This is a genomic window from Candidatus Saccharimonas sp. (assembly GCA_015256915.3).
In the GTDB taxonomy this organism is placed as follows: domain Bacteria; phylum Patescibacteriota; class Saccharimonadia; order Saccharimonadales; family Saccharimonadaceae; genus Nanogingivalis.
This window is the reverse complement of the sequence record CP076101.2, coordinates 522255-545621: the sequence shown is the minus strand read 5'-3', so window position 1 is coordinate 545621 and position 23367 is coordinate 522255. Positions and strand designations below refer to the sequence as shown.

The following is a 23367-nucleotide window of genomic DNA, read 5'->3' as shown; positions in this document are numbered from 1 at the left end:
GGTAAAATGGTTGGGTATTGGGATGTCGCCAAGTGGTAAGGCACCAGGTTTTGGTCCTGGCATTCGGGGGTTCGAATCCCTCCATCCCAGCCAAGATAAAATGTTTATTTTAAACACTTTATCTTGGCTTTTTTATTTTTCATAATGCATTGACGTAAATTTATTTTTACAAGATATATTTTTCCATTTAGAATTTTTAATAAATATTAAGGAATATATTTTTTAAGATTAAGATAAGCTAAAAAAATCACTAATCTTTCGAAAAGTGATTTTAAATAATTTCTTTTTGGTGATCTTACCGGGAATCGAACCCGGATTGCCAGGATGAAAACCTGGTGTCCTAACCGTTAGACGATAAGACCATTGAGCTGAGCTTTGGGGTGATAAAGCAACAACTCGTTTTAATTATAGCAAACTTTAAAAAATAATGCAACCCCTTTTTTAATAAAAATAAAAGTGGTATAATATATAAGGGTAAAGAGTGGAAAATAATGTTTACAAACGAACAAAAATTTTGGCTACGATCGGCCCAGCAAGCGACAGCCCTGAAAATGATCGAAAAACTTATCAACGCAGGAATCAATGGAGCTCGATTGAATTTCTTCACGGTTCATATGAAGAGCATGCTGCAAAAAAATTAAAGCAGTTCGCTGCGAAATTAGCAAAAAGCTAGGTCGCGAAATTGCAATTTTGCAAGATTTGCAAGGTCCAAAGATTCGTCTTGGAGATATTGTGGATAATCGTTTTGAAGTTAATGAAGGCGATGAATTGGTTCTTGACTATGCACCAGCAACATACATGGTTCGGCTAATTTGCCAGTTCAATACAATTTGGCTGAAAAGGTTAAAGTTGGTGAGCCTGTTTATATTTTCGATGTTACAAAAAAGTTCGAACAGAAGTTATTGAAGTTCCTTCAAATACTGCAATTAAATTGCGAGTTTTGAATAAAGGAACTTTGATGAGCCGAAAAGGAATTAAACTTGCCAGATACAGACTTTGGCGGTGATGTTATTACTGAAAAAGACATGCGATCTTGAATTCGGTAACTCAAGATATCGATTACGTAGCAATGAGCTTTTGTGCAGACTGCCGAAGATAGCTGAAAATGTTCGTCAGCTTCTTGCAAGCAATAATAGCGCGAAGCACAAGTTATTGCTAAATTGAAACCAAAAAGCCGTTTCTGATGAAGAACTTGAAAATCGTTCTCGCAGCGGATGGTGTAATGATTGTCGTGGTGACGCATGGCTATGAAGTTGCTCCAGAAGTTGTGTGCTAATTATCCAACGAAAAGCTGTTGCTCTTGTCGGAAGCATGGAAAAATTTCAATTGTTGCAACTCAAACAATGGGTTCAATGAAGTTGATATTAACCACAACCTCGTGCAAGAAGCTTCTGACGTTGCTAACGCTGTAATTCAAGGTGCTGATGTTGTAATGCTTTCAGATGAGTCTGCGACTGGTAAATACCCAGAAGAAACTGTGAAAGCTATGCGTGATGTTATTATGTATACTCAAGAGTACCTTGCAGCAGTTTCACCAATTGATGATATTGTTGAGCGCGGTGAAGATGAAGTTTAAATGCAATTTCTCTTGCTGCAGTTGAGCTTGAGCAAATTAATGCAGATGCTTTAATCGTTGAAACTAAATCTGGACAAACTGCTGCAATCGCCGCCGCAAAAACCGCCCAGCACTTCCAATTTATGCTGTAACAAGCTCCAATCGTGTTGCCCAACAACTTGTTTTGAATTATGCAACCCGAAGCTTCATCCGCCCAGATGGTGAATTTGCTGGTCTTGAACTTGCAAAAGAACTGGTGCCAATGGAACATTTGGTGTCAAAGAAAAGCAACAGTTGCTATTGTTTCTGGCCGTCAACCTGGATTAGTTGGTGGAACCGATACAATTCGCGTTCGAACAATCTAATTTTATAAAACAAGATGCGCGTTTCAAGTAGGAACGCTTATTTTTATTTATATTAATCAAATAAAATTAGCCGATCTTTCGAAAGGCTAATTTTAGGTTTTATTGTGTAATTACTGTTCCAAGATTTTTCGAAATTTGCATCCTGAGTATTTTCGAGGTCGTAACAACTGGGCTTTTCCACCAGTTTTTGTGAATTTATGAAGCTTGACCTTTTGGCAACATTGAGCCTGCACCGAATTGGGTTTTCGTTGTTTATATTTCGTTTCTTCTGTTGAAATTACACCCAAAGCTTGTTGATTTTCTTTTTCCATAATTAATCATAATGTTATCGACCACTGCTAAAAATTAATAGTGTATCGGCGTTAATTTTTCAGCCAAAGCCCTGCGGCGAAGTCTTTATCAATCACAGCGTCAACTCCTTCGAAAGAATTTTCTCCATTTGAAATCACTGGAATTCCACCACCGCCGGCCGCTATAACAATTGCGCCAGTTTTCATAAAGTCAATAATCGCATCACTCTCAAGAATATGATTGGTTTTGGTGAAGGAACAACTCGCCGCCATCCGCGACCAGAATCTTCTTTAACGACATAGCCTTTTTGGCTGCAACCTTTAGCTTCTTCTTCTGAATAGAATGGGCCAATTGGTTTGGTTGGGTTTTTGAAAGCTTGGGTCATTTTTCGAAACTTCCACTTGGTAATAAATGGTTGTAGCATTTTTCGAAATTCCGTTTTTTGAAAGTTCTTCTTTTAAGGATTTTTGGATCCAATAGCCAATCATTCCCTGAGTCATTCCCACGCTAACATGAAGGGGCATAGCAGGGGTTGAAGGTGAATTTCCGGCTTCTTCATGAAGGATTAGATTTCCAACCTGTGGGCCATTACCATGAACAATCACTAGTTCATGACCGTCTTTAATGAGAGGAATAAGCTTTTGAACTGTTTCTTTTGCAACTTCTTCTTGAATCTTTGCAGTTAATTCACCTTTTTTTTGTAAAGCATTGCCACCAAGTGCAACAACAATTTTTGACATTTATTTTTCCTTTTTGTTTTTAATTTAATAATATAAAGTAAATTATAGCATAAGTTTTTTAGAAAGTCAATATTATTCCATAATAAAAAAGACATAACTCGTCAAAGTTATGCCTGTAACAATCTTGTATTGGTCGGGGTGAAAGGACTCGAACCTTCGACCTCACGGTCCCAAACCGCGCGCGCTAGCCAACTGCGCCACACCCCGAGATTAACTCGAAATATACAACCATTATAACGCATATATTTCGAAAAATCAAGCAAAAAAATCTATTTTGAATATTTTTTTCGCCATTCTTCGATTTTAGCGTGATGTCCGCTCAATAAAACTTCTGGAACTTTCATTCCGCGGAAATCTGCCGGTCTTGTAAATTGTGGAAATTCCAGATTATCACCATCTGAATAGCTTTCAATTTCAGCTGATTTTTCGCCACCAAGTACGCCGGGAATCAGGCGGACTACACTATCGATTATTGCCATTGCAGGAATTTCACCACCAGTTAAAATAAATTTACCAATACTTATTTTTTCATCAACAATTTTGAAAATTCGTGAATCAAACCCTTCATATCGTCCACATAAAATAATTAAATCTTCGCCAGAATTAGCTTTTTCTTGGGCTTTTTCTTGATTCCAGACATTTTCACTTGGAGTCATTGCAATAATTTTTGCATTTGGTGAATTTTTTTTTGCAAACTCGACTGCTTCGAAAAGAGGTTCTGGTTTTAAGAGCATTCCATCTCCTCCACCATAGGGAATGTCATCAACTTGCTTGCGCATCCCAATACCAAAATCACGTAAATTAATAATTTCAAAAGAAACTACATTTTGATTTTGTGCCTTCCACATCATTGCATTATTTAAAACTGGTTCGAACATTTCAGGGAAGAGAGTGATTACTTGAATTTTCATATTAACTTATTTTACCATTTTTTAGATTTTTTTGCAAAATAGACAAACTAAAAATCCAGCCAAGATATTATGGCTAGATTTTTAACAAGTATAAGCTCTCAAACTTTCCTTAGTTTGCTCGCATAGAGCTTTGACTTTTTTGTTTTTTCCGCAGTTCTTTCGAAATCTAAAACTCCACAACAGATTTCGAACTGAACTGTTTATATTATAACGCAATGTCGTCTAATTCTGCAAGCTCTTTTCGAGTTTGTTCTGCGAAAGTGTTTGTGTTTTCCACAGGTGTATCTGTTGAATTTTCCACAGCTTCAGTTTTTTCTTTACTATCGCTAATTTTTAGATTATAATGAGCATTATTTTTTAGTGCCAGAGCTCGAAGAAGCGCACGAAGGCTTTGTGCAGTTGCTCCACGGCGACCGATAATTCGGCCTAGGTCTTCTTTATTCACGGTCAAAGTTAATAAAACACCTTTCTCGTCAATTGTGCGTTCAACTTTTACGTCTTCTGGATTTTCAACTAAATTCTTAACGATATATTCAACAAACTGTTGGTCTATTGTCATTTTTCAGATACTCCTTTTATTCAGTTTATGCTTTAATTGTATCACTTTTCGAACGTTTTTTCAACCACTCAATCACAATAAAAATTATGGCAAAAAATATCATTAGTATTGCGTAAAGTTCGAAAGTACGCCCTGAAAGCACGCCGATTTCAATCAGTGGTCTAAAGAGAATTGCGGTTACTATAAACGCACTGATTGACCAAATAATAAGAAGGATTCTCCAGAAATTAAGTGGTAGGCAAGCGCGAATTACTGAGAGCATTCCGATTGAACCGAGTAAATAATACAAGACTGTCGAAATTTCTTGAGGAATCCAGCCATTAAGTGAACCCCAAATTCTTACGAAAATAACCGAGAATACCACCATTAACGCACTAGGTAAGGCCATTAGGAGTGATTTTTTAATAAAATCTTTTTCAACGGGTTGAATATTCTTCTCGAAGGTGAGAACAAAAGGTGGGAAGCCCTCAACAAACTGGTCGATCAATGTAACTTGAATTGGAATGAACGGGAAAATTAAGAGAAGATTTTTATCAAATAATAGAGCACTTAAAATACAGATAATCGCCAAAATGAATGAATAGATCGTTTTAATCAAGAAAATTGGTGCAATTCTAGCAATATTATTTACGACTCGGCGCCCTTCAAAAAGAATTTCTGGTAAATCATTAAAATCAGAATTGAGCAAGACGAGGTTTGCGATTTGTCTCGTTGCGGGATCACCCTCAGCCATCACAATTGAACAATCCGCCTCGCGTAGGGCTAAAATATCATTCACGCCATCGCCAGTCATTGCAGTCGTGCGGCCCGCTTTTTTAAGAGTTTGGACAATTAGCTTTTTTTGGTGCGGTGAAACTCGACCAAAAATTGCAGTTCCTACAGCGATTTTTTTGAGCTCAGAATCTTTTACTTTTGAGCAATCAACATAACTTTCGAAATTATCAAAACCAGCTTTTCTTGCGATATTTGAAACTGTTATCGGATTATCGCCAGAGATAATTTTGAGATCAATTTTTTGCGAGCGTAGGTATTCGAGTGTCTCGCGTGCTCCTTCGCGAATTGGGTCGGTGATTTCTATTAAGGCGAGTTTTGATATTTTTGCAGGTATTTTAATATTTTTATTATCTATTTTTTCTTTTGAGAAAGCCAAAGCTAAAACACGTGAGCCACGAGAAAGCGCTTCGTTTGCTTGTTTTAGGGTTTCACCAAAAATCATTTCAGGTGCGCCTAGAAAAAGTGTTCCAATTCCTTCAATTTCCATTGAACCCCATTTTCGATCACTTGAAAAAGGAATTATATTTGTTGCTTCTAAGGTAGTTTTATTCTTTGAAAAATATTTGCGAATTGCTTGTGCGGTTGGGTTATTGTCTTCGCTAAAATTCATATAAGTTGCAAGAAAATCATTAACTTCAGCCTCAGAAAACTTTTTCGAAAGATTATGGATTGCTTCAACTTTCATTTTTCCTTCAGTGATTGTACCGGTTTTATCAAGGCAGAGAGTATCGACACGAGCGAGTGTTTCAACGGAATACATTTCTTGAACAAGAACTTTTCGAAGTCCAAGTTTAATAATCGCCGTTAAAAGAGAGGTGATTGTGAGAAGAGCGATTCCTTTTGGTAACATTCCAAGAAGCGGGGTTGACATGTAAATTACAGCGGTTTTAGCAGGAAGAGCCTTAATTAAGAGCGCTTCGAAAAACAAAGCTAAACCAAATGGGATAATAATTTTACTAGTAAATCCTGCAATTTTATCGAGAGAACTAAGAATTTTTGAATTAATTGGTTTGTGAGTTTTGGCTTCAACCATCAATTTTGAGACGTAATTATCAGCGCCGACATGTACAACTTCCGCTAAAACATAACCACTCGCTAAAAAACTACCTGAAAGCAAAACTGTTCCTTTTTCTTTTAGAACGAGATCGCTTTCACCAGTGAGCATGGCTTCATTAGCCTCAGAAACACCTTTCAAGACAACCGCATCAGATGGAACTTGCTCGCCAGCAGAAAGTTTAAGAATATCGTTTATTACAATTTCTTCTGGCATGATTTTTTGCTCGCGAGAAGAGCGGATTACGGTGATTTTTTCTTTACTCAAAAGATTGAGTTTATCGATCATTTTTTTAGCGCGAATTTCTGTGGCAATTCCAGAGATTGCATTGAATATAATCACAACGAAGAAAATCAAATTACTCCAAGCGCCAACTAATGCTAAAAGTACTGCAATTGCAAAATTTAAAAAGTTAAAAAGTGTAAAAATATTTCTTTTAACAATTTCCCAAAAACTGTTGTTGTTATCAATTTTAAAATCATTCACCAAGCCTTGCGAGATTCTTTTACGAACTTCAGCGGCGGTTAGTCCATTTAGTTTTTTACTGTTATCCATATACGTTCTATTATAACATATTTTATTTTTTTATAAAAAGTGTTAATATATACTATATGAATAAAGTTGCAGAAATAATTAACCAATTAATTGAAGAAAAATTTAATATTAAGACTGAGGTTTCTTTAACGCGGCCACGGCCAGAGTTTGGTGATTTTGCAACAAATATTGCAATGCAGCTTGCAGGAAAACTTTCGAAAAATCCACGCGAAATTGCTGAAGAGCTAGCAGGTGAACTTTCGAAAAACGAAATTTTTGAAAATGTTGAAATTGCTGGGCCAGGTTTTTTGAATTTGCGAGTTTCAGCAAAAAAACTTGAAAAAATATTAAGTCAGGAATTTAGCGATAGATTTGGTTCAAACAATGAAGGCGAAGGAAAACTTGCTCTAATTGATGGGCCAAGTCCAAATATGGCGAAGCCTTACAGTGTTGGACACTTGCGACCTGGAAACCAAGGTTGGGCGGCTAAAAAATTACTTGAATTTTCTGGATGGAAAGTTATTACGGATAATCATTTAGGTGATTATGGTACACCTTTTGGAATTTGGGTTGTTGGATTCGAAATGTTTTCAAATGAAGAAAGGCTGGCTAAGCGTGGAGTTTATGAGCTTGGTGATGTCTATATTAAAACTAAAGCCGCAATGAAAGAGCAGGGTGAAGGTGGTCAAATTGAGAAAAAGGCTGAAGAGTGGCTTTTGAAGCTTGAAAATGGTGATGAAGAAGCTTTAAATTATTCGAATAAATTTAAAGAAATTAGCCTTAAACATATTCATGATGTGATGGCACGATTAAAAATTTCAACAGATTATGAATATGGTGAAGCATTTTTTGCGCCAAAAGGAAAAGCAGCGGTTCAAAAATTAATTGAAAGCGGTGTTGCGGTTCAAAATGAAGACGGTTCGGTAATTGTTCCTCTTGAAGAATATGGTTTTGATGTACCACTTTTAGTGCAGAAGAGCAATGGTGCAGCACTTTATGCTACAAACGACCTTGCTACAATTCTATTCCGGGAAGAAGAATTCGCTCCCGATAAAGTTATTTATTCGGTCGGTGCAGAGCAACAGTTCTATTTCTCGCAAATTTTTGCAATGGCGAAAAAACTTGGTATTAAAACTGATCTATATCATCTTTGGTTCGGTGTGATTGATCAGCTTAATGAAGATGGGACTCGTGAGAAAATGTCTTCAAGAAAAGGTGTCGTTCTGATGGAAGAGCTACTTGATAAGGCTGAAGAGCGTGCTCGTGAAATTGTTGCCGGCCGAGATGTTAGTGAAGAAGATGTAAAAAAAATTGCACTCGGTGCGATTAAATTCTCAGATTTTACAGCAGATAGGCGAACTAATATCCTTTTTGACTGGGAAAATATTTTTGCATTAACTGGATTTTCTGGCCCATATGTTCAGTATTCGGCGGTTCGTGTGAATAATATTTTAAGAAAAGAGCAAAATTTTGAGCTTGTTGATTTTGAAGAATACAATTTTGAAGCTGAAAAAAATATTATTTTACAACTTTTAGCCTTTCCTGAAACAGTTAAAATGGCGGTTCGAGATTTAGAACCACATAAAATTTCGAAATATCTTTATGATTTAGCGCGCGAAATGAACCGATATTACGAAAAAACACGAGTTTCTAATGCTCCAGAAATTGAAAAATCTGCACGATTAACTCTTCTTAAAAAAGTTTCGAAAACTTTCGAGAACGGCTTAGATTTGTTAGGAATTGAAATTCCAGAAAAAATGTAAATTAGAATAATAAAACTCGAGCAAATAAATCTCGAGTTTTTTAAAAGTTAATTTCTTTAAGAATTTTATCGATTTTGAGGCGAGTTTGAAGATTTGAATTTTTATTTACGATGAAATAATCAGCAATTGCGATTGGGCCACCTTTTTCAAGAACTTCAATTTCATTAAAATCACGGTCATTAATTTCGGCTAAAGTCATTGCTCGCTCGGGGCGAGAGGAAATTCGCTTGTGACGAAGATTTTTTGGTGGAACTAATGCTATAACTTTTAGTTCAGTTGGAAAGTGTTTTTTGAGAATTTTATATTCAGTCCAAGTGTAAAGACCATCAGCGATAATACGTTTTTGGCCAGACTTAATGAGATTTTGAATTTGTTCAACAATTTTATTTACAATTATATCTTTGCCAAAATCTTCACGTAGTTTTGTGCGCATCATTTTTTCATTCGCTGGTGTAATTTCAAGATTTTCATCTTTTAGCGCCTTCATTACAACTCCACCAAAATAAACGCTCGGATAGCCTTTTTGTTTTAGATAATTTGTAGCGGTACTTTTGCCACTTCCGGCCAATCCTACTAATGCAATAATTTTTACAGAATCGCTCTTTTTTTGGTTTTTAAGTTTTAAAATTTGTTTATTCATATAATTAGATTATATCATAAAAATACAAAACAATAAATTTAAGCGTTTTTTAAGAATGATTCGATATAATAATAACGTAGCATTGCTACAAAAGGAGGAATTATGAAAAATACCACTAAAATTTATTTGAGCAAACAAGGATTTAAAGAATTAAAAAAGAAAATTGCAAAGCTTGAGCATGAACAAAGAATGCTTGAGATGGAACTTCGTGACGGCGATGTTAAAGAGGATTTATTAAGGCAAAATGATATTTTCGCACGAATTGATGCAATTCGAAGTGAAATTAATGAAAAGAATTTTCAAATTCATAATTCAAAAATTCTACCTAGGAGCAGGAAAATTAGTTCGAAGGTTTCTATCGGTTCATTTGTGGAGCTTTTCGATCGTGCAACTGGACGAATTATGAAATTTCGAATTGTTGAAAGCTTAGAAGCAAATCCGCTTATTGGCAAGATTTCCGCCGAGAGCCCTCTAGGCAAAAGCGTACTTGGCCGAACAGTGAACGAAATTATTAGTTGGACGGCAAATTCTCAAAGTATGAATATGACTCTTGTGGCGATTCGCTAAATTTGAACTTAAAAAGGCGTTAAATGCGCCTTTTATTTTTGTTGAAACATGCTATAATTTATTATGGTTATGTTTTAACTTATTTATTGGCAATACTTGCAACAGTAATTATGGTTAGTTATATTATCGTTCGCGCATTTTTTATTAGGTATTTTATGTTTTAAAAGGAGGAAATAAATGGAAATTGGACTAATAATTATTATTGTAATTTTAACATCGGTTTTAATTTTTCAGTCTTTTCGAATTTCAAAAATTGTAGCTTCAAAAAATGAAGACCAAAGTGTAAATTTGCTAAAAATGGATGTAATTGAGCTGAATAAAAGCTTAAATAGAATGCGTGAAAATATTGACGCCAACCTAACCAATTTTAACGAGAAAGTTTCAGAAAAGCTTGAGAGGAATAATTTTCAAATTCAAAATTCAATGGCCAAACAGATTTCTGAGAGTTCGAAAATTGTTGAAGAGGTTTCGAAAAGGCTTACAAAGCTTGATGAAACAAATAACCGCGTTGTGAATGTTGCAGACGAGCTAAAAACACTTCAAAATGCCTTGCAGAATCCAAAACAACGTGGCGTTCTAGGCGAGTTTTATCTTGAGCAAGTTCTTGAAAACGTTTTGCCGCCGAATGCTTTTGAAATTCAATATAAATTTAAAAATGGCGAAATTGTCGATGCAGCTATTTTTCTTGATAAAAATAAGATTTTGCCAGTAGATTCAAAATTTAGCCTCGAAAATTATAATCGGATGGTCGAATCTGAAGGTGAAGAGCGAAAGATTTTAGCGAAAAGAGTTCGCGATGATTTAAAAATGCGGATTGATGAAACCTCAAAATATATTCGCCCGAATGAAAACACCATGGATTTTGCTTTTATGTTTATTCCTAGTGAAAGTTTGTATTATGATGCTCTAACTGGAGTTGTTGGATCGCAGGGGTCAGAACGAGATTTGATCGAATATGCGTTTCGTGATAAGCGCGTGATCGTGGTTAGCCCAACTAGTTTTATGGCGTATCTTCAAACTGTTTTGCAAGGTTTGAAGTCGTTAAAAATTGAAGAGCAGAGCAGAGAGATTCAAAAGCGAGTTGGCCAGCTGGGCGTGCATATTTCGAAATACGAAGATCTAATGCAGCGTCTTGGAAAATCGCTTGGCACAACTGTCAATCATTTTAATAATGCTCATAAAGAGCTTGGTAAAATTGATAAAGATGTGGTGAAAATTTCGGGCGAAGATAATAAAACTGGAGTTGAGCCACAAATACTTGATAAACCTCGTGAATAAAACTAAATTTAAAAGAGCAACTTTCGAAAGCTGCTCTTTTTATTGTTGGTAATTATTTTTCTTCTTCAGTTGACTTTTGGATTAGGTGATTCAGCGCAAAGCCAAGGATTCCACCAATTAATGCTGCACCGATATAGATTGCAATTGCATAAGGAACGTTTTGATTTTTTATAGTGAAAGCTTGAAGTGCGAATGCTACTGCTGGGTTAATTATTGCTGAAGATCCGATTAATGTTGCGAGAGACCCTGCAATTAAAACCGCCAAGTATAAACCACCGCCAACGCCAAGCGCTTTTGCCATATTTCCGTTCTTTTTATTTGAAGTTATGGTTGCGACAGAGAATGCAAAAATAAATGAGCCAATAAATTCAGCGGCAAGTGTTAGCATTTCCTTATCTTTTGGGATAGGGTTTGCAGTGAATAGAGTCGGTTTTTGACCATATGACTGTAGAGTATCTTGTGTGCCGACGAAGGCATTCAAAAGCATAAAAGCAACCATCGCACCTAAAACTTGAGCTACGATATAAAAGATAGCTTTAATTGTGTTAATCCTGCGAGTTGCCCAAGCGCCGATTGTAATTAATGGGTTAACGTGAGCTCCACTAATTCCTCCAGCAATCAAAACAATCGACATAAGAATAAACATTACACCGATTGGTTGACCTTGACTAATAATAATACCAGCCGCAAGTAGAAATGTTCCAATAAATTCAAGTACTACTGCTGAAATAAAACTTGGTTTTGAAATTTCCTCAAGAAAGATAGTGTCAGTTTTCTTATCATTCTTAACGATAGCTTTAACCGTTTTTTCAACTTTCAAAACTTCTTCAGTTACCTTTTTGCGAGCAGTTTCTGAAGATTTCTTTAAATTGGCTTTTTTTGTTGCCATTTTCCCTCCTTATTTTAACTTATGTTTATATTTTATCATAAACTTTTCGAAAATGTCAAAATCTGATACAATATAGATATGGCTTTATATGTAAAACAAGATGATAATCGAACTGAATTGCAAGAAAAGATTGCAGCAGAGCTTCGTGAAAAACAGATTAAAAACTCACTCAAAGAGGGGGATGAAACTCCAAATAGTAAAGGCGAAATCGTTCAGCCTGAAGATAGCGCGTATCTTGAAGGGACAAAAGAAACCACAGGGCTAGCTTTTATATGGCTTTTAGTTTTTGTGGCAGTTTTGGTGGCGCTTGGGCTTTATATTTGGGTGGCATCACAGCGAGTTTAATTTTTAAAAAATCGACAAAAAGATACTGTTATGGTATAATTAAAGATAATTATGGAACAAATTCAACAGATTAGAAATGAACTTTTGGCGGAGCTTCAGGCACTTGAAAACCCTAGCGATATTTTGAAATCGCCAAAAATTAAAGAACTTTATAAAATTATTCCAACTTTGCCAAATGAGCAAAAAGGTGAATTTGGCGCAAAAGTGAATGATTTGAAAAATGAAATTCAGGCTGAAGTTTCGAAAAAACTTGAAGAAAAAGAGAATGCTGAAGTTGAAGAGATTGATATCTCGGCACCTTTTGCAGAAAGCTCGCGTGATAAGATTTCTCAAAAACCACAGCTTTTGAGTGCGGAAAATGGTTCGAAGCATCCGCTCCAAAAAGAGCTTGAAAAAGTGGTGGATATTTATACACGAATGGGCTTTGAGGCAGTAGAATCTCGACAGATCGATAACGACTGGAATATGTTTGGCGCGTTAAACTTTCCTGAAAACCACCCAGCACGAGATGGCTACGATACTTTTCGAACAGAAGAAAACTTTATTCCGCCAGCTCACACCTCAACAATGCAAAACCGTGTTTTGAAGCATGGTAAAAAGCAGCTTAAAGAAGAGGGTCAAATTGCGCATGTTTCTTATGGTAGAGTTTTTCGCAATGAAGACTTAGATGCTACTCATGAACATACTTTTTATCAATGTGAGGGCGTTTTTGTGAGCGAAACTGCGAATCTTGCGCAAATGCTTGGCACTCTTCATGCCTTTTTTGAAGAATACTATGGTCAAAAACTAGAAATTCGCACGCAGCCAGGCTATTTTCCATTCACTGAACCAAGCCTTGAGTTTTTAATTGAGAAACCTGAGGCACTTGGTGGCAAAAAAGGTGAATGGCTTGAGATGCTTGGCTGCGGAATGATTCACCCGAATGTTTTGGAGGCTGCTGGAATTGATAGCAGAAAATATCGTGGTTTTGCTTGGGGTGGAGGAATTGAACGCCTTGTAATGCTTAAATATGGAATTTCGGATATTCGTTATTTTGAAAGCGCAAAATTAGAATTTCTAAAGGAATTTTAAATGACCGAGCAAGAATGGAGAAAAATAGATAATAAGAGATCTCTGTCTGGTTTAAAGACTGCTTTGATATTTTTTGCTGTAGCTATTGTATTTTTCGCCGGAGTTTCAGCCTTTGCAGAAGAAGATACTCATTGTGAGGATTTTAGTAGGGGAAGGCAACGTTTTTATTGTAAGATTTTCGAAAAACCCATTGCTGATACGATTAGAAATATTTTTGGATTAAGAAGGAGTGATAAATGATAATTTCAGTAAATTGGCTTAAAAAATTTGTTCCAGATTTGCCAGATATTGGTGAGCTTTCGAAATTGATTGGTGCAAGGCTGGTTGAAATTGAAAGTATTGAAAATTTGGGCGAAAAGTATAAAGATGTGATTATTGCTAAGGTTGTTTCTGCGCAGAAAGTTGAAAATTCTGATCATTTAAATCTATGCAAGATTGATGATGGTGGTGTAAGAAAAAATATTACTCGCGATGAAGATGGGTTTATTCAGGTGGTTTGTGGTGCACTAAATGTGCGAGCCGGTATTTTTGTGGCTTGGCTTCCGCCGGAGTCAATCGTGCCAGAAACTTTTGGTGGTGAAAACTTTAAGCTTGGCGCACGAAAACTGATGGGTTATATGAGCAACGGAATGATAGCGAGCCTTCGCGAGCTTGGTTTAGGTGAAGAACATGATGGTATTCTTGAAATTTCACCAGAGGTTTTCGAAAACGGCGTTCAGGCAGGTGATTCTTTTGCGGAGAAATTTGAATTAAATGATTTTTTGCTTGAAGTTGAAAATAAAAGTCTGACTCATCGCCCAGATTGTTTTGGGATTGTTGGATTTGCTCGTGAAGTTGCGGGAATCTTGGGGCAAAAATTTGTTGAGCCAGATTTTATAAGAGGCTTAAATTTTAAAGCTCAAAGCAATAAAATGGTTGAAGTTGAAATTCAAGATCCTGAAATTTGTGAACGTTACACGGCGGCAGTTTTTGATATCTCTGAAATTTTTAAAAATCCAAACTTAACAATTGTAAAAACTTATCTTTTGCGTTCTGGAATGCGGCCAATTGATTCTATAACTGATTTAGCAAATGAACTTATGCTTGAAACTGGTCAACCACTCCACACATTTGATTTTGATAAATTAGTAAAAATTAACGGTAGCGAAAACATTAAAATAACCGTTCGAAAAGCTTTCGAAAATGAAGAATTAGAGCTTTTAGATGGCAAAAAAATCAAAATGAACAACCAAGATATCGTGATTGCAATTGGTGAAAATGCTGAAACAGCCGTGGCACTTGCTGGCGCAATGGGTGGAGCTTCAACCGCAATTGATGAAAATACAACACGAATCTTAGCGGAAAGCGCTACATTTAATCTTTATAATTTGCGAAATACACAAATGCGTCATGGAATTTTCTCGGAGGCAATTACGCGCTTCACAAAAGGTGTTCCAGAAATGATATCGCGAAAAGTTCTTGATTTGTTTGGTGCGCGAATTTTGGAACTTGGCGGAAAACCTTTGAGTGAGGTTGTAGATTCAAATGGTGATTTTTATTACAATAAAACTGAAATTTCAGTTTCGAAAGATAAAATTAACCAAGTTTTGGGAACAGATTTTTCGAATGAAGAAATTCAACAAACTCTAGAAAATGTTGGAATTTTAGCAAAAAATGAAAATCCTGAAACTTTTATGATTCCATTTTGGCGAAATGATCTGCATATTGAGGAGGATTTAATTGAAGAAGTTGGGAGATTGAATGGCTATGATAATATTAAATTGCAGCTGCCAAGTCGAACTTTTAAAGCGGTAAAAAAAGCAAAAATCGACTTGCTTCAATCCGAAATTCGTAATATTTTAGCGGCAAGCGGTGCAAATGAAGTTTTGACTTATAGTTTTGTTCACGGTGATTTGCTTGAAAAGGTTGGCCAAGATCCACAAAACTCTTACAAGATTATCAATTCGATCTCGCCAGATTTACAATATTATCGCCAAACTTTAATGCCAAGTTTGCTTTCTAAAATTAGTCATAATATTCGTGCAGGTTTTGGTGAATTTGCAATTTTCGAAATGAATAAAATTACTGAAAAGTCACTTGGCCTGAATGATGAAAATGTGCCAGTTGAACAGAAGAAATTGGCGTTCGTTTATACAAAAAATAAGGGTGAAAATGCATTTTATGAAGTGAAGAATTATGCAGAATTTCTATTCAAAAAGCTTGGTTTAAATGTAGAATTTGTGAAATTTGAAACTGAAAAATCACCACTCTCAACTGAATTTGAACCAAAACGTTCGGCTTTAATGCGAATTTCTAAAAATGGCAAAAAGATAATTTTAGGAGTGATTGGTGAGTTTAGAAAACCAGTTCAAAAAGCGCTAAAACTGCCAGAATCAACTGCTGGATTTGAGCTTAATTTGCAAATTTTACTTGAAAATATTGAAAATTCGAATGTAAAAATTAGGGATTTTTCAAAGTTCCAATCTGTTGAGCGCGATATTTCGATTAATGTTGAAGAAAATCGCAAATTTGCTGAAATTTTTAGTATTTTTGAGAATATTTCTGATGAATTTAGCAAAATTGATATTGAAACTTCACCAATTGATATTTTTAATAATTGTGATGGCTCAAAAAATATTTCAATTCGATTTAAGATTACGCCTTTCGAAAAAACTTTGAACGGTGAAGAGATTCGGGAAATTATGCAAAAAATTGAAGAAAAAGCCATAAAAAATGGCGGAAAGATAATTTAGGAGAAAAGATGGCAACAAAGAAAAATTCATTACAAACTGGTACACCAGCTTGGCAGAGATATTCAATTTGGGTGATTTTAATTTTAACGATTGTTTCAACTGTGGCACTTTATGTTTCTTCATTCTTGCAGACTGAAAGCAATTCAGAAGCACAAAAAAAGCAATCGCAAGTTTTGAAAAAATACCAAGATTACAGAAAAAAGGTTGAAGAGCAGGCGAAAGAACTTTCGGCCAAATATTACGACAGTTTTAAGGAATATGAAAAAGCTCCAGTTGCATTTAATGCTGCGAGCGTAAAAGAACTTACGAAAAAAGATTTAAAAGAGGGCAATGGTGAAGAATTTACAGATTCAACAACGAAATTCCAGGCTTATTACATCGGCTGGAAACCCGATGGTATAGTTTTTGATGGAAGCTTTGAAAATGGTAGATTAAAATCGCCAGTAGTCTTTCGTAAAGAGGGTAAAAAATGGGGCTTAATTGAAGGCTGGAGTGAAGGTCTAAAAGGAATGAAAGTTGGCGGAATTCGTGAATTATCTATTCCTGCGGATAAGGCTTATGGTGCTCAGGGCTCGGTAAATCAGGAAGATTCTTCGAAAACTATTGGTCCAAATACACCTTTAAAATTTATTGTAATGTTAATTCCTGAATTTCAAGAAATTCCACAACCAAGTCTTGAGGAAAACCAAAATGACTGATTTGGTTATTGTTGGTTCAGGCCCGTCTGCGTTGAGTGCGGCAATTTATGCTGCACGAGATGGCCTGAGCGTGCGAGTTTTTGAAAAAGCGGCTTTTGGCGGAATTGCGACAACTTCAGATTTAATTGAAAACTATCCAGGTTTTGATGAAGGAATTTCTGGGCTTGAGCTTTCAAAAAAGATGCGAGTTCAAGCTGAAAAATTTGGTGCAAAATTTGATTATGGTGAAGTCTTAGGTTTTGAAAATATTGGCAATTTCGTACGATTAGATATTGATGGCGAAAAATTTGATTCAAAAACAGTTTTGATTGCAACGGGAAATTCATATAGAATGCTTGGTCTGCCGCGAGAAGAAGAATTTTTTGGGCGAGGCGTTCACACTTGTGCAACTTGTGACGGTCCATTTTATGCTGAAAAAGATTTGATTGCAGTTGGTGGTGGTAATTCTGCGGTAACTGAAGTTCTATTTTTGAGCCGATTTTCAAAAGTTAAGCTTTTAGTTCGGGGTGAAATTTCGGCACAAGCGGTCTTGCAAGAGCGACTTTTTGAAGCAGTTGAATCCGGTAAAATTGAGTTATTTTTGAAAACTGAAATTGAGGAATTCCTTTTCGAAAAGACTGATTTTGGTGAAAAAATTATTGGTGCTCTCATAAAACAGCAAACTGAAGAGGGTAGAAAAACTTTTGAAATTAAAGCTGCGGCAATTTTTGAATTTATTGGATTGATCCCAAATTCTGGTTTTGCAAAAAAATCTGGTGTTGAAGTTAATAACTATGGTGAGATTGTTGTAAATAGCAATTTTGAAACAAATATTCCAAGAGTTTATGCTTCTGGCGATATAATTGAAAATGCACAAAAACAGATTGTGGTGGCTGCAGCAACCGGTGCTCAAGCAGCAATAAAAATCTCAGAATTTTTACACAATGAAAAATAGGGTTATATTGCCCTATTTTAGTTTTTGAAAAAGTGAAAAATATCCTCAAGCGTGATATAATGGAATATAATGAAAAAGTTAGTGATTATTGACGGAAAAAGTGTATTTTATCGGGGCTACTACGCTATGGGTAATTTGAGTCTTGAAGACGGAACGCCAACAGGTGGTGTTTATGGTTTTGCCAGTTTAGCTTTTGAGGTTATTCGAAAATTAAAACCAGATTATGTGGTTGTGGCTTGGGATAAAAAAGGAACTTCAACCGCAAAAAGAAGTGCAATTTATCCTGAATATAAAGCTGGGCGAAAAAAAGCGCCAGATGATTTCTATGAACAAATTCCGCTTTTAAAGGATTTTTTGAAGACTTTAGGATGGCCTCTTTTTGAAACTGATGGCTATGAGGCTGATGATATTTTGGGGACTCTAGCGGTTCAGGCAAATAAGCTTGGAGTTGAAGCAAATTTGATTACTTCTGATCTTGATATGTTGCAATTGATTGATGAAAATACTAAAGTTTTTGCAATGAAGCGCGGATTTTCGGACATCGAAGAATTTGATCTTGAATATTTTGAAAACAAATATGGCTTAAAACAATCTCAATTTTTAGATTTAAAAGCACTTCAAGGTGATTCTAGCGACAATATTCCAGGTGTGCCAGGGATTGGCCCAAAAACTGCTACGCAACTTTTGCAAGAGTTTTTTACGCTTGAGGGAATTTATGAAAATCTTGAAAATATCAAACCAGCTTGGCGAAAAAAACTTGAAGATGGCAAAGATTTGGCGTTTATGAGTAAAAAAATTGCTGAAATTTTTCTTGATGCACCAGTTGAGCTTAACTTTGAAGATGCTGATATCCATAATTTTAATTATGAAGAAGTTTTAAAAATGCTTCGAAAGCTTGAATTTAACTCTTTGGTGCGAAAAATTCCAAAAGAGATGAAAACTAGCTCAGAGGATTTTGAAACAAAAAATGGAAACCAAATTAGGCTTTTTGAAGAAGTTTTGAAACCTTCTGAGATTAATATTTTGCCAGAAATTTCTGCTGAAAAGTTTTTCAAAAAACCACAAGATTTGGTTTTCTTTGATTTCGATACTAAAAAATCAAAAATTCTAGTTTCGAATTTTGAAAATATTGCAGAGTTTAATTTTATGGAATTTTCGAAATTTGCTGATTTCTTCAAAAATACAAAAACAGTCTTCTTTAATGCGAAAGAAGCATTTCATAAAATTTTTAATGCTGGTAGTGATTTTGAAGATTGGGGTGAAATTTACGATATTGAGCAATTGGAATTTTTGTTGAATGCTTTAATCCGCGATAAAAGTTTGAGTGGAATTTATGGCGAAAAAATAGATGAAGATGATTCGAAGGTTCGAATTTCAGCGATGCGGATTATCTTTGAGCGTCAACAAAAAAAGCTTGAAGATTTACCAAGAATTCGTGAAATTGCTGAAAAATTAGATTTCCCAATGAGTTTGGTTTTATTTAAAATGGAAAAAGCTGGTGTTGAAATTTGCCCAGAGATTTTTGCTAAGATGAGTGTGGAATTTGCTGGTGAAATTTCAAAGATTGAGAAGGAAATTTTTGAAATTGCTGGGCGGGAATTTAATGTTGCTAGTCCATTGCAGCTTTCGAAAGTTCTTTTTGAAGATTTAAGCCTACCGACAAAAGGTATTAAAAAATCAAAAAATGGCTTTTCGACAGGGCAAAAAGAGCTTGATAAACTACGAGAATATAGTCCGATTGTTGAAAAAATTGAGCAATTCCGTGAGTTTTCAAAATTAAAAAGTACCTATGTTGATGCTTTGCCGAAGCTTGCAGATGAAAAAAATCGGATTCATAGCAATTTTGCGCAAGATGTAACAACAACGGGGCGGCTTTCTTCAAGTAATCCTAATTTGCAAAATATACCGATTCGTTCTGAGCTTGGTCGGCGTATTCGTGAGGGATTTGTGGCGAAAAAGGGAAATTTACTAGTTTCAGCAGATTATTCACAGTTTGAATTAAGATTGGCGGCAGTTTTGGCGAACGACAAACCTTTGATTGAGACTTTTGAAAAAGATTTAGATATCCACGCAAAGACTGCGAGTGAGGTTTTTGGCGTTCCGATTGATGAAGTCTCGAAAGAGCAACGACGCGTTGCAAAAATTATTAATTTCAGTGTTCTTTATGGTGTTGGAGCTCATAATCTTTCTGGTACGATTGGAGTTGGTTTTTATGAGGCGAAAAAATATATTGAAGAGTATTTCAATGCGCACAAACCGATTCGGGAGCTTATGGATAATACATTAAAAAAAGCTCAGGATGAAGGTTTTGTAGAGACATTTTTTGGTCGAAGGCGACCAATGCCAGATATAAAATCGAGTAATTTTATGATTCGTGAGATGGCAAAGCGAGCAGCGCAGAATATGCCAATTCAAGGTACTGAGGCAGACTTAATGAAGCGAGCGATGTTGGCTGTTGATGAAAAAATTGTAAAAGCTGGGCTCGGTGAACAAATTTTACAAATTCATGATTCAATTTTGGTGGAAGTTCCAGCTGAAAATGCTGAAAATGTGGCAGAAATTTTAAAACAAGAAATGGAGAGCGTGGCTCCAGAATTAAATGTTAAATTAAAGGTTGAAGTTTCTATTGGCAAAGATTGGCTAAATATGTAATAAATATATATTGTAAGATAGGTTTTTGCGGTGTGGTCTTGATTTTTAAAACGCTTTTGTTTATAATTATTTTAGGAAATATTTTTAAGGTGGAGGGACTTAGATAATGAAACATAAAATATTATTTGGCGTAGTTTTAGCTATTGCTGTTTTGAGTGCAGGGCTAAACGTGGTGCAAGTAATTAAAAATAAAAATGATATTGCCGCAATGAAAAACCCTGTTGGTTCGGTTTGTGGGGATGATATTATTAATAGATATAACAATATCAAAGGTAGAAAAGAAGAATATACTAAAAACGCTAAAGCTTTAGGTGATGAGATTTCGAAAAAGGCAGGAAATGAGAAAGATTCTAACTGCGTAATGATGCGGCTTTTTATTGGAACAGAAAATCAGGAACAAACATTTAAGAATCTTGAAGAAATGATTAATAAGGGCCAGAACCCAAGCTTAAAGATTAATGGTGCTAGTTACATTGAATATATTAAGCCTGCAAGCTTGAAGTATCAAGATGCTGGAGATTTATTCTAGATGAGTAAACTTAATATTTTATTTTTTGCTGTTTTGTTTTCTTTTGTATTTAATTCTGTATTTTTTCAAAAAAATACGAATGCTGCTTCTGATGAAATCCCAAAAAATGTTGCTAAGAGGCTTATAGATTCTTGCAATTCGAATAACACATGGATTAAAGAAAAGAACTATGATGGGACTGAAGAAAAATTTAGCCCATACCCGCCTGGTATTAGATCATTAACAGGAAACTGGATATCTGCTGATCCTGAAGGTAAGAAACTTATCAGTTCTGTTTATGAAAAACATGAGTTCCAAGTAAGTAAAGAGAATAGAAGTTTCTATCTTAATATTGCCGCAATTGCATGCCATAGTCGAGCTCTAGCTTCGGCTACAAATATTAGGATTATGAAAGAACTGGACTATAATAAACTTGAAACAGATGGTTCTGTTACTTTTGGTGATAGAGCCCAAGGAACTTATTATAATTTTGATTTGGAAGCTAAAAAATATGGTCGTATTGCTCCGCCTACCAAAATAACTATTAAAGAATCTGAAATAGATAAACTTTCGGACGGAGATTACATACATTTTAATGTGTGGCAGTGTTGGAATGGATATAAAGAAGGGAATCATGGTTGGGATGATGATGTTTTCAATCAATGGCCAGGGTATTGCTATCCTCATAAAGTTACCATAAGAATCAAAGCTCCAGTTAAGTTTAATGTTGAAGGAAATACTAAAGCTGCAGTTTTAAATTCTAGCCAGAGAATTAATTCAGATGATTCAAGATTTAAGAGTAATGGTCGCTATAATCCTCAAACTGCTAAAGTTGGCCAATGGGTTTCTTTTAGGCACAAAGTTACAGGTAAAGATTTTAACAAAAGCAATGTTAGCGGCAGTGGTCATTATCAAACTTTCAGAAATGATGGACATGGCGATTATTCGGTAAATAATTATAATTTTAGATGGAATAAAGAATCGTGGGATAGTAGGCCTACAATAATTAATCAAGGTAATATTTGGGATACAATTAATGCAGTAAGCACCGATAGGGAGATCTTTAGAGTAACCAGAGATATGGCCGGAAAGACAATATGTTCGAAAATGTCATATGGAGTTGCTGCGGGGGGTATTGATAATGTTAATAGGCATAATAAAACTACCAATGAGGCTTGCGTCTATGTTCCTTATGATTTTGAAATAACACCTTGTGTTAAAATTGATAAAATTCGAAACTGCTCTGGTGGCGATTTAGATGTTCCTACTAATGGTAAAGTGCCAAACGACCCTAATGATGGTGAAGAAATTAATATTCCGGGAGGCGGAACTGAAACTTCATCAATAAGATATAAAATTACAACTTGGCGTGTTCCTTCAGATAAAGAGAGTTTTGTAACTCAAAATAATAAGAGAGATAATACGAATAGCGATACCTGTTCACCTTCAAACTTTTATTATCAAGATTATCAAGGAATCGAGAATTGTCGTGTCGTTAAAGATGGAGCTGGAAAATTTAATAAAGATACTCGAGTTGCCGACTTCATACCTTCAATTGAAGATGGTGCCGAGGCGGGAACCCGTTATTGTGTGGCGCTTTCTATCTCGCCATATAAGATGAATTCAAATCAAAGTCAGGCTGAACAAGCCAAGCAAGAACGAGAAAATTTAGACTGGCGGCATAGTGCGCCAATCTGTATTAAGCTAGTTAAGAAACCTAAAGTTCAATTTTGGGGAAATGGCGTTTATTCAAAATCGGGTATTCGAACAAGTTTATCTACAACTAAACAAGGAGTTCTCGGCTCTTGGGTTGAATATGAAGCACTCTCGGGTGTGAAAATTAAGGATTTTCGAACTGAATCTTCGCAAAGCACGCGAAAGTTGGCAATTGAAGATTATTCTTCAAAAAGTAGTTTTGGCCAAGGAAAATCGAGTATTAATTCATTAATTTCAAACATTTCTTCAAAATTTCCAAAAAAGAATTTCGAAGATGCAAATACAAAAGTTGAAGTTTATGGCGATGCGAACAAACAACTTGGTTCAATTTCGGCTGATAAGCAAACTCGAGTGATCTATGGTAAAAATATTCGGATTTCTGGCGATATCGTGAATGCTGATAGGGCCGTAAATAATGATTCAGATTTTCGTCAGATTATAATTATTGCTGACGGAGATATTACTATTGACCAAGGAGTAAAAAGAGTTGACGCATGGTTGATTGCCCAAGGAGTAATAAATACTTGTGCGGTTAATGGTGCTCAGAATGCTAATGATGTTAATATGAAAAATTGTAATAATCAATTGCGTGTGCGTGGTGGAACGGCTTCGAAAGGATTGCGATTATGGCGAACTGCTGGCTCTGATGGGACTGCAAAAGATACGCTAGCTAATCCTGCTGAAATTTTTAACCAATCGGCAGATACCTACTTGTGGGCTCAGTCTCAATCTGGTGGTGTTGGTAAAATTGTTACAACTTATACTAAAGAACTTCCAGTGAGGTATTAAAT

At 35.6% G+C, this 23367-nt stretch carries 24 protein-coding genes and 3 tRNA genes; 17 read left to right on the top strand and 10 right to left on the bottom strand.

The window, feature by feature from the left end; all coding sequences use genetic code 11:
* Positions 1–18: 18 nt before the first annotated feature.
* Positions 19–93 (top strand) — tRNA-Gln (locus HXL38_002760).
* 194 nt (positions 94–287) lie between these two features.
* On the opposite strand, the gene HXL38_002755 is transcribed toward HXL38_002760, so the two are convergent.
* Positions 288–362 (bottom strand) — tRNA-Glu (locus tag HXL38_002755).
* Positions 363–481: 119 nt separating this feature from the next.
* Between HXL38_002755 and HXL38_03290 the strand changes: the two genes are divergently transcribed.
* The 4 genes from HXL38_03290 (at position 482) to HXL38_03275 (ending at position 1920) form a co-directional block, all read left to right on the top strand.
* Positions 482–673 carry a hypothetical protein gene (locus HXL38_03290; GenBank protein QXT26508.1) on the top strand — a complete coding sequence of 64 codons (192 nt, stop codon included), beginning with the start codon at positions 482–484 and terminating at the stop codon, positions 671–673.
* Positions 637–906 (top strand): hypothetical protein, encoded by a 270-nt coding sequence (locus tag HXL38_03285; GenBank protein QXT26512.1) that lies wholly within the window; start codon positions 637–639, stop codon positions 904–906. The genes HXL38_03290 and HXL38_03285 overlap by 37 nt, the downstream gene beginning before the upstream one ends.
* A 385-nt stretch (positions 907–1291) precedes the next feature.
* Entirely contained in the window at positions 1292–1576 is a 285-nt protein-coding gene (locus tag HXL38_03280; protein QXT26511.1) for a hypothetical protein, read from the top strand.
* A 170-nt stretch (positions 1577–1746) separates the two neighbouring features.
* Positions 1747–1920, top strand: a complete 174-nt coding sequence (locus HXL38_03275) for a hypothetical protein (protein QXT26507.1) — start codon at positions 1747–1749, stop codon at positions 1918–1920.
* 110 nt (positions 1921–2030) lie between these two features.
* Here the strand turns inward: HXL38_03275 and HXL38_03270 are convergent, their stop codons facing one another.
* The 7 genes from HXL38_03270 to HXL38_002725 all read right to left on the bottom strand — a co-directional run bounded on the left by HXL38_03270 (position 2031) and on the right by HXL38_002725 (position 6804).
* Entirely contained in the window at positions 2031–2231 is a 201-nt protein-coding gene (locus tag HXL38_03270) for a hypothetical protein (GenBank protein QXT26506.1), read from the bottom strand.
* 51 nt (positions 2232–2282) lie between these two features.
* Complete coding sequence (locus HXL38_03265; GenBank protein ID QXT26505.1) at positions 2283–2483, bottom strand: hypothetical protein; 201 nt, start codon at positions 2481–2483, stop codon at positions 2283–2285.
* Between the two features lie 48 nt (positions 2484–2531).
* Complete coding sequence (locus HXL38_03260) at positions 2532–2951, bottom strand: hypothetical protein (GenBank protein ID QXT26504.1); 420 nt, start codon at positions 2949–2951, stop codon at positions 2532–2534.
* Between the two features lie 130 nt (positions 2952–3081).
* A tRNA-Pro gene (locus HXL38_002740) sits at positions 3082–3158 on the bottom strand.
* Positions 3159–3220: 62 nt separating this feature from the next.
* Entirely contained in the window at positions 3221–3862 is a 642-nt protein-coding gene (trmD, locus tag HXL38_002735; protein QWB90879.1) for a tRNA (guanosine(37)-N1)-methyltransferase TrmD, read from the bottom strand.
* 205 nt (positions 3863–4067) lie between these two features.
* The gene (locus tag HXL38_002730) at positions 4068–4421 is read right to left on the bottom strand and encodes a KH domain-containing protein (GenBank protein QWB90878.1); all 354 of its coding nucleotides are present in this window, start codon (positions 4419–4421) and stop codon (positions 4068–4070) included.
* 25 nt (positions 4422–4446) lie between these two features.
* Positions 4447–6804, bottom strand: coding sequence for a cation-translocating P-type ATPase (locus HXL38_002725; protein QWB90877.1), 2358 nt, complete (start codon positions 6802–6804; stop codon positions 4447–4449).
* Positions 6805–6860: 56 nt separating this feature from the next.
* Here HXL38_002725 and argS point away from each other — a divergent pair, with 56 nt between their 5' ends.
* Positions 6861–8546 (top strand): arginine--tRNA ligase, encoded by a 1686-nt coding sequence (argS, locus tag HXL38_002720; protein QWB90876.1) that lies wholly within the window; start codon positions 6861–6863, stop codon positions 8544–8546.
* A 40-nt stretch (positions 8547–8586) separates the two neighbouring features.
* Here the strand turns inward: argS and HXL38_002715 are convergent, their stop codons facing one another.
* Positions 8587–9186 (bottom strand): AAA family ATPase, encoded by a 600-nt coding sequence (locus HXL38_002715; protein QWB90875.1) that lies wholly within the window; start codon positions 9184–9186, stop codon positions 8587–8589.
* A gap of 102 nt (positions 9187–9288) precedes the next feature.
* On the opposite strand from HXL38_002715, the gene HXL38_002710 reads away from it, so the two are divergent.
* Positions 9289–9753, top strand: a complete 465-nt coding sequence (locus HXL38_002710) for a GreA/GreB family elongation factor (protein QWB90874.1) — start codon at positions 9289–9291, stop codon at positions 9751–9753.
* A gap of 177 nt (positions 9754–9930) precedes the next feature.
* Positions 9931–11031 (top strand): DNA recombination protein RmuC, encoded by a 1101-nt coding sequence (locus tag HXL38_002705; GenBank protein QWB90873.1) that lies wholly within the window; start codon positions 9931–9933, stop codon positions 11029–11031.
* 52 nt (positions 11032–11083) lie between these two features.
* Here the strand turns inward: HXL38_002705 and HXL38_002700 are convergent, their stop codons facing one another.
* The gene (locus HXL38_002700) at positions 11084–11920 is read right to left on the bottom strand and encodes an aquaporin (protein QWB90872.1); all 837 of its coding nucleotides are present in this window, start codon (positions 11918–11920) and stop codon (positions 11084–11086) included.
* 78 nt (positions 11921–11998) lie between these two features.
* Between HXL38_002700 and HXL38_002695 the strand changes: the two genes are divergently transcribed.
* From HXL38_002695 to HXL38_002655, 9 genes are all read left to right on the top strand, one after another.
* The gene (locus tag HXL38_002695) at positions 11999–12265 is read left to right on the top strand and encodes a hypothetical protein (protein QWB90871.1); all 267 of its coding nucleotides are present in this window, start codon (positions 11999–12001) and stop codon (positions 12263–12265) included.
* A gap of 51 nt (positions 12266–12316) precedes the next feature.
* The gene (locus HXL38_002690) at positions 12317–13336 is read left to right on the top strand and encodes a hypothetical protein (protein QWB90870.1); all 1020 of its coding nucleotides are present in this window, start codon (positions 12317–12319) and stop codon (positions 13334–13336) included.
* Positions 13337–13576 carry a hypothetical protein gene (locus HXL38_002685; GenBank protein QWB90869.1) on the top strand — a complete coding sequence of 80 codons (240 nt, stop codon included), beginning with the start codon at positions 13337–13339 and terminating at the stop codon, positions 13574–13576.
* Positions 13573–16068 (top strand): phenylalanine--tRNA ligase subunit beta, encoded by a 2496-nt coding sequence (gene pheT / locus HXL38_002680; protein QWB90868.1) that lies wholly within the window; start codon positions 13573–13575, stop codon positions 16066–16068. The genes HXL38_002685 and pheT overlap by 4 nt, the downstream gene beginning before the upstream one ends.
* Positions 16069–16076: 8 nt before the next feature.
* Entirely contained in the window at positions 16077–16766 is a 690-nt protein-coding gene (locus HXL38_002675; protein ID QWB90867.1) for an FKBP-type peptidyl-prolyl cis-trans isomerase, read from the top strand.
* Entirely contained in the window at positions 16759–17700 is a 942-nt protein-coding gene (locus HXL38_002670) for an FAD-dependent oxidoreductase (protein QWB90866.1), read from the top strand. Before HXL38_002675 ends, HXL38_002670 begins: the two co-directional genes overlap by 8 nt.
* 69 nt (positions 17701–17769) lie before the next feature.
* Complete coding sequence (polA, locus tag HXL38_002665) at positions 17770–20352, top strand: DNA polymerase I (protein ID QWB90865.1); 2583 nt, start codon at positions 17770–17772, stop codon at positions 20350–20352.
* A gap of 106 nt (positions 20353–20458) precedes the next feature.
* A complete protein-coding gene (locus tag HXL38_002660; protein ID QWB90864.1) occupies positions 20459–20881 on the top strand; it encodes a hypothetical protein in 423 nt (140 codons plus the stop codon).
* Entirely contained in the window at positions 20882–23365 is a 2484-nt protein-coding gene (locus HXL38_002655; protein ID QWB90863.1) for a hypothetical protein, read from the top strand.
* The last annotated feature ends 2 nt before the right edge of the window (positions 23366–23367 follow it).